Genomic DNA, 6,790 nt, shown 5'->3' on the forward strand with positions numbered 1-6,790 from the left:
CCCGTCCGGCCGGATCGCCGACGTGGGCGTGACGAGCGGCCCATGGCGCCCACACCGCCGATCCGGGCGCAGACCTGTGGACGGCGTCAGCGTGAGTCGCGCGGATCGGCGATGGTGCACGCCGTGCCCGAGCGGATGCCGCCGTCGAAGATCACCGGACCGACCACTCGGTCCCACCTCCGAGAGGCCGGCCTGGCCGAGCGGGAACTGCGCCACCCGCAGGTGACCCGGCTGTCCCGGGACACCGACCTGCCGCGGTCGCTCGCCGGTGACCTCCGGGTCCGGTTCGCGGCGGTCCTCCTCACCGCGCCGGCCGGGGCCGTGCTCAGCCATCTCTCCGCGGCCGACGTGTGGCACCTGCAGGTCCCGCTCCAGGGCCGGACCGACCAGCGCGTGCACCTCACCGTCCCCGGTGCGTCGCAGGCCGGGAGCAGCGCCGACCGGCGCCTCTACCGGATCCCGGTGGAGCCGGGCGACGTCGTGCGGCAGTGGTCCATGCCGGTCACCACGCCGGCGCGGACCTGGCGCGACCTGGCCGGTGTGCTGGCACCCCCGGCTCTGCTGGCGGTGACGGATCAGCTGCTCAACGGCCTGGCCAGCCGTCGAGAGCTGCAGGAGGCGCTGGTCCTCCGCCCGGAGGGCCGGGGCTGCGCCCGGGCGCGCGCCGTGCTGCCCGTGGGGGATCCGCGGGCGGAGTCGCCGATGGAGTCGGTGCTGCGCTGGCTGGTGCACTCCGCCGGGCTCCCGAGCCCCGAACTGCAGTACCCGGTCCGGGATGCGGCGGGGACCCTCCTCGGCCGTGCGGACTCGGCATGGCCGGGCCACCGGGTCCTGGTGGAGTTCGACGGTGACGTCCACCGTGAGCGCGACGTCTTCGTCCGGGATCTGCGCCGGCAGAACGCGCTGCTCGCGGCCGGGTGGACGGTGCTGCGGTTCACCTCGGCCGATGTCCTCGGCCGGCCCGACGAGGTCGTCGCCGAGATCCGCCGCGCGCTGACCCGGTGACCAGATCGGCGATCCGGCCGCGAAGCCACCCGTGTGGCGACCACACCGCCGATCTCGGCCGGGTCGCGGTCACCGCACGGCGGAGACGCCGCCCGCGCCCGGGGAGTGGTCGGGACCGCCCCGGTAGTCTCCTCCGCGTGTCCCGGGTGGTCGTCGACGTCGTGCTGAAGCCGGAGATCTCCGACCCCCAGGGGCAGGCGGTGCTCGGCGCGCTGGGCCGGCTGGGCCACGACAGCGTGCGCAGCGTCCGCCAGGGCAAGCACTTCGTCCTCGAGGTCGACGGGACGCCGGACGAGGCCGAGCTGCGCGAGATCGCCGAGACGCTGCTGGCCAACCCGGTCATCGAGGACGTCGAACTCCACCTGCCGAGGGGCTGAGGCATGCGCATCGGAGTCGTCACCTTCCCGGGCTCCCTGGACGACGTCGACGCCGCGCGCGCGGTCCGGCTGGCCGGCGCGGAGGCCGTCGCCCTGTGGCACGCCGACCACGACCTGCGGGGCGTGGACGCCGTCGTGCTGCCCGGCGGCTTCTCCTACGGCGACTACCTGCGGGCCGGCGCCATCGCCGCGCGGGCGCCGATGATGGCCGACGTCGTCGACCGGGCCCGCCGGGGGATGCCGGTGCTCGGCATCTGCAACGGCTTCCAGGTGCTGTGCGAGGCCGGCCTGCTGCCCGGCGCGCTGACCCGCAACGGCCACCTGCACTTCCGCAACCGCGACCAGGCGCTGCGCGTGGAGCGCGCCGACACCGCCTGGACGAACGCGTACGAGCCCGGCCAGGAGGTCGTCGTCCCCGTCAAGAACGGCGAGGGCCGCTACGTCGCCGCACCGGCCGACCTGGACCGGCTCGAGGGCGAGGGGCTGGTCGCCGTCCGCTACGCAGGCGGCAACCCCAACGGGTCCCTGCGCGACATCGCCGGGGTGAGCAGCGCCGACGGCCGCGTCGTGGGCCTCATGCCGCACCCCGAGCACGCCGTCGAGGACCTCACCGGGCCGTCGACCGACGGCCTGGGCTTCTTCACCAGCGTGCTGACGGCGGTCGTCGCGGCGTGAGCACCGTCGACACCGTCGCGCACGCCCGGGCGACCCCCGACGTCGAGCAGCCGTACGGCGAGCTGGGGCTGCGGAGCGACGAGTACCACCGCATCCGGGACATCCTCGGCCGCCGGCCGACCACCGCCGAGCTGGCGATGTACTCGGTGATGTGGAGCGAGCACTGCTCGTACAAGTCCTCCAAGGTGCACCTGCGCCGCTTCGGCGACCTGCCGCGCAGCGAGGCGCTGCTGGTCGGCATCGGCGAGAACGCCGGCGTGGTCGACGTCGGCGACGGCTACGCGGTCACCTTCAAGGTCGAGTCGCACAACCACCCCAGCTACGTCGAGCCCTACCAGGGCGCGGCCACCGGGGTGGGGGGCATCGTGCGCGACATCCTCACCATGGGCGCGCGCCCGGTCGCGGTCATGGACTCGCTGCGCTTCGGCCGCGCCGACGCCCCGGACACCGCCCGGGTGCTGCCCGGCGTCGTCGCCGGGGTGGGGGGCTACGGCAACTGCCTGGGCCTGCCCAACATCGGCGGCGAGCTGCTCTTCGACGAGTGCTACGCCGGCAACCCGCTGGTCAACGCCCTGTGCGTGGGCGTCATGCGGCACGAGGACGTGCACCTCGCCCGGGCCGAGGGCGCCGGCAACACGGTGGTGCTGTTCGGCGCGCGCACCGGCGGCGACGGCATCGGCGGGGTCAGCGTGCTGGCCAGCGAGACCTTCGACGAGCACGGCCCGGCCAAGCGGCCGAGCGTGCAGGTCGGCGACCCGTTCACCGAGAAGCTGCTCATCGAGGCCTGCCTGGAGCTGTTCGCCCAGGACCTGGTCACCGGCATCCAGGACCTCGGCGGCGCCGGGCTGTCCTGCGCGACGTCCGAGCTGGCCAGCGCCGGCACCGGCGGCATGCACGTCGACCTCGACCGTGTCCCGCTGCGCGACCCCACGCTCACCCCGGCCGAGATCCTGATGAGCGAGTCGCAGGAACGCATGTGCGCCATCGTCGAGCCGGGCAAGGTCGAGGCGTTCCTCGCCGTCTGCGCGCGGTGGGACGTGCTGGCCACCGTCGTCGGCGAGGTCACCGACGGCGACCGGCTCACCGTCGACTGGCACGGGCAGCGCATCGTCGACGTCCCGCCGCGCACCGTCGCCCACGAGGGCCCGGTCTACGACCGCCCGATGCGGCGCCCCGCCGACCTCGACGACCTGCAGGCCGACGACCCCGCCGCGCTGCCCCGCCCGGAGACGCCCGAACAGCTGGCCGCGCACTGGCTGGCCGTCGTCGCCAGCCCCGACGGCGCGGACAAGACGTGGGTCACCGAGCAGTACGACCGCTACGTCCGCGGCAACACGGTGCTCGCCCACCCCGACGACGCCGGCTTGGTGCGCATCGACGAGGACAGCTCCCGCGGCATCGCGCTGGCCCTCGACGGCAACGGCCGGTACGCCCGCCTGGACCCCTACGCCGGCACCCAGCTCAACCTCGCCGAGGCCTACCGCAACGTGGCGGTCAGCGGCGCCTGGCCCCTGGCCGTCACCAACTGCCTGAACTTCGGCTCCCCGGAGGAGCCCGAGGTGATGTGGCAGTTCGCCGAGGCCGTGCGCGGCCTGGCCGACGGCTGCCGCGAGCTGGGCCTGCCGGTCACCGGCGGCAACGTCAGCCTCTACAACCAGACCGGCGACGTCGCGATCAACCCGACCCCGGTGGTCGGTGTCCTGGGCGTGCACGACGACGTCCGCCGGCGCGTGCCCACCGGCTGGCGGGCGGCGGGGGAGACGGTGCTGCTGCTCGGCGTCACCCGCCCGGAGCTCGGCGGCTCGGCGTGGGCGTCGGTGGCGCACGGGCACCTCGGCGGCCGCCCGCCCGCGGTCGACCTGGCCGCCGAGCGGTCCCTCGGCGAGCTGCTGGCCGCGCTGGGCCGCGAGGGGGTGGTCACCTCCGCGCACGACCTGGCCGACGGCGGCCTGGCGCAGGCGCTCGCCGAGTCGGCGCTGCGGTACGGCACCGGGGCCACGCTGGCGCTCGGGGAGGACCCGTTCACCGCGCTGTTCAGCGAGTCGGCCGCCCGGGCCGTCGTCACCACGACCGACCCGGAGGCGGTGCGGGTCACCGCGGAGTGGGCCGGTGTGCCGGTCACCGAGCTGGGGACGACCGGCGGCGACCGGCTCGCCGTCGAGGGCGTGGCCGAGCTGCCGCTGGCCGAGCTGCGGGCCGCCTGGAGCGCCACGCTGCCGGCGCTCTTCGGCACGCCCGAGGCGACCGTGGGCAGCGTCCCGGCGGGGACCGTCCCGACCAGCTGATGCCCGCCCAGCCGATCCCGGCCGACGAGCTGCGCGCCGCGGTCGACCCGGTCCGGGCCTGGCTGGCGGGGGAGGCCGGGCCGCCCCCGCGGCCGGTGCTGGGCGCCGCGGTGAAGACCAGCGCCCGCTGGCTGGCCCAGCAGGTGCCCGGCCGGTCGGTCGAGCTGCGGGTGCCCCCGCACGTCGCCGTCCAGCTGGTGCCGGGACCCCGGCACACCCGGGGTACGCCGCCCAACGTGGTCGAGACCGACGCGGCCACCTGGCTGCGGCTGGCGGCCGGCGAGCTGGCCTGGGAGGACGCGGTCGCCGACGGGAGGGTCCACGCCAGCGGGAGCCGCGCCGACCTCGGCCAGTACCTCCCGCTGCCCCCGCTGCGGCGCGCCAGCTGACGGCCCGCGGGATCGAGTCGCGGGTGGACCCGCCGCGGGGCCCGCGCGGCGGCTCGGCGTGGCCGGGTACGGCACCTGGCCGCGGTGTCGTCCGGTAGGACGACGGATGACACAGCGCCCCCGCCCGGATCCGGGCGGGGGCGCTGCGGTGGTGCGGGGTGGTGCGGTCGTCAGCCGGAGAACAGCGCGCTGGCGGCCTTCACCGTGTTGTACAGCCCGTAGGCGAGGGGGACGCCCACCAGGGTCCAGGCGAGGCCGATCAGGGCGACCGGGGTGTGCGTCTGCTGCTGCCGGTCGTCGGTGACGGTGTGGCTCATCGGACGGCGCTCCGTTCCGGGTTGGCGCGTGCGGTGGCGGGGGTGGTGGCCTTCTGCTCCCAGTACTTCTCGGCGACCGGCTTGATCAGCAGGTTGGCGACGAAGCCCACCGCCAGCAGGCCGACCATGATGAACAGCGCCGGGCGGTAGTTGGCCGCGACCAGCTGACCGGGGGTCCCCTGGGTGTCCAGGACGCCGTTGACGATCAGCGGCCCGGCCACGCCGGCGGCCGCCCATGCCGTGAGCAGCCGACCGTGGATGGCGCCCACCTGGTAGGTGCCGAACAGGTCGCGCAGGTACGCCGGGACGGTCGCGAAGCCACCGCCGTAGAAGGAGATGATCACCGCGGCGCAGAGCACGAACAGCCAGGTGGCGGTGCTGCCGACGGTGGCCAGCAGGACGTAGAAGACCGCGCCGATCCCGAGGTAGACCATGTAGATCGGCTTGCGGCCGATGAAGTCCGACGTGGAGGACCAGACGAACCGGCCGGCCATGTTGAACAGCGACAGCAGCCCGACGAACCCGGCGGCGCTGGCGGCGGCGACCGTGGAGAGCTCGCCGTCGCGGAAGAAGTCCTGGATCATCGGCGCGGCCTGCTCCAGGATGCCGATGCCCGCGGTGACGTTGCAGAAGAGCACCGTCCACAGCAGCCAGAACTGCGGGGTCTTGATGGCGTTGTTCGCCGACACGTTCTCCGAGGTGACCAGCGACTTCTTCTTCACCGAGGACGGGTCGAAGCCCGCGGGCCGCCAGTCACTGGCGGGCACCCGGACGATGAAGGCCCCGAACATCATGAAGACCAGGTAGATCACGGCGAGGGTGAAGAACAGCGCCGCGACGGCCTCGCCGCTGGGCACCGTGCCCGCGGTGCCGTCATAGGCCGGGTCGTAGAAGTTCATCAGCTGGCGGGACAGCGGCGAGGCGATCAGGGCGCCGCCACCGAAACCCATGATCGCCATGCCGGTGGCCAGGCCCGGGCGGTCGGGGAACCACTTGATCAGCGTGGAGACCGGGGAGATGTAGCCGATGCCGAGGCCGATGCCGCCGAGGACGCCGTAGCCGAGGTAGAGCAGCCACAGCTGGCCGGTCTCGATGCCCAGGCCGCCCACCAGGAAGCCGCTGACCCAGAAGACGGCCGACGTGAACATCGCCGCCCGGGGGCCGTTCCGGTCCACCCAGGTGCCGAACAGGGCGGCGGAGATGCCGAGCATGACGATCGCGATCGAGAAGATGATACCGATCTCGGTCAGGCTCGCGTCGAAGTGCTCGACGAGCGCGTTCTTGTACACGCTGGTCGCGTACGCCTGGCCGATGGACAGGTGCACGGCCAGGGCCGCCGGGGGGATCAGCCAACGGTTGAAGCCGGGACGCGCGATGGTGCGCTCCCGGGCCAGGAAGCTCGGTACTGCCACGAACGGACCTCCGGTCAGGGATCTTCCGGGTTCCCCCGGCGGACGGGTCTGTGCGCGAGGTCACGGACCCGCGGGAACGGTACGTCCCCGTCGCCCGTATGGCTCGGCAGGTGGGGAGTCTCACTTGAGGCGGGAGACCGCATCTTTGCCCACGACCGGCTCGTGCGCCACTCGGGAGCACCCAACTCCACCGGCCGCCGCGGCACCACCCCGGCATAGGCTCCGCTGCATGCCACACCAGGTGAGGGGCGTCGTCGCCCGCGGCAAGGGTGCACCGGTCACCGTCGAGACGATCACCGTGCCGGACCCCGGCCCGGGCGAGGCGGTCGT

The 6,790-nt window shown here is 74.2% G+C and carries 7 protein-coding genes; 5 read left to right on the forward strand and 2 right to left on the reverse strand.

Translation table 11 applies throughout. The features are described 5' to 3' along the window. The first annotated feature begins 111 nt into the window (after positions 1-111). The 5 genes from CHB98_RS17540 to CHB98_RS17560 all read left to right on the forward strand — a co-directional run bounded on the left by CHB98_RS17540 (position 112) and on the right by CHB98_RS17560 (position 4,731). A complete protein-coding gene (locus tag CHB98_RS17540; protein ID WP_179224628.1) occupies positions 112-1,005 on the forward strand; it encodes an endonuclease domain-containing protein in 894 nt (297 codons plus the stop codon). A gap of 137 nt (positions 1,006-1,142) precedes the next feature. Further along, positions 1,143-1,382 carry a phosphoribosylformylglycinamidine synthase subunit PurS gene (purS, locus tag CHB98_RS17545; protein WP_089306872.1) on the forward strand — a complete coding sequence of 80 codons (240 nt, stop codon included), beginning with the start codon at positions 1,143-1,145 and terminating at the stop codon, positions 1,380-1,382. A 3-nt stretch (positions 1,383-1,385) separates the two neighbouring features. Continuing rightward, positions 1,386-2,057, forward strand: coding sequence for a phosphoribosylformylglycinamidine synthase subunit PurQ (purQ, locus tag CHB98_RS17550; RefSeq protein WP_089306873.1), 672 nt, complete (start codon positions 1,386-1,388; stop codon positions 2,055-2,057). Further along, complete coding sequence (purL, locus tag CHB98_RS17555; protein WP_089306874.1) at positions 2,054-4,342, forward strand: phosphoribosylformylglycinamidine synthase subunit PurL; 2,289 nt, start codon at positions 2,054-2,056, stop codon at positions 4,340-4,342. The genes purQ and purL overlap by 4 nt, the downstream gene beginning before the upstream one ends. Continuing rightward, on the forward strand, positions 4,342-4,731 hold the full coding sequence (locus CHB98_RS17560; RefSeq protein WP_089306875.1) for a sterol carrier family protein: 390 nt from the start codon (positions 4,342-4,344) through the stop codon (positions 4,729-4,731). The genes purL and CHB98_RS17560 overlap by 1 nt, the downstream gene beginning before the upstream one ends. Positions 4,732-4,901: 170 nt before the next feature. Here the strand turns inward: CHB98_RS17560 and CHB98_RS21815 are convergent, their stop codons facing one another. Beyond that, positions 4,902-5,048 carry an MFS transporter small subunit gene (locus CHB98_RS21815; protein WP_179224630.1) on the reverse strand — a complete coding sequence of 49 codons (147 nt, stop codon included), beginning with the start codon at positions 5,046-5,048 and terminating at the stop codon, positions 4,902-4,904. Beyond that, entirely contained in the window at positions 5,045-6,460 is a 1,416-nt protein-coding gene (locus tag CHB98_RS17565) for an OFA family MFS transporter (protein WP_089306876.1), read from the reverse strand. The genes CHB98_RS21815 and CHB98_RS17565 overlap by 4 nt, the downstream gene beginning before the upstream one ends. Positions 6,461-6,790 lie beyond the last annotated feature (330 nt).

This window comes from Geodermatophilus pulveris, from assembly GCF_900188375.1.
Classification (GTDB): Bacteria; Actinomycetota; Actinomycetes; order Mycobacteriales; family Geodermatophilaceae; genus Geodermatophilus; species Geodermatophilus pulveris.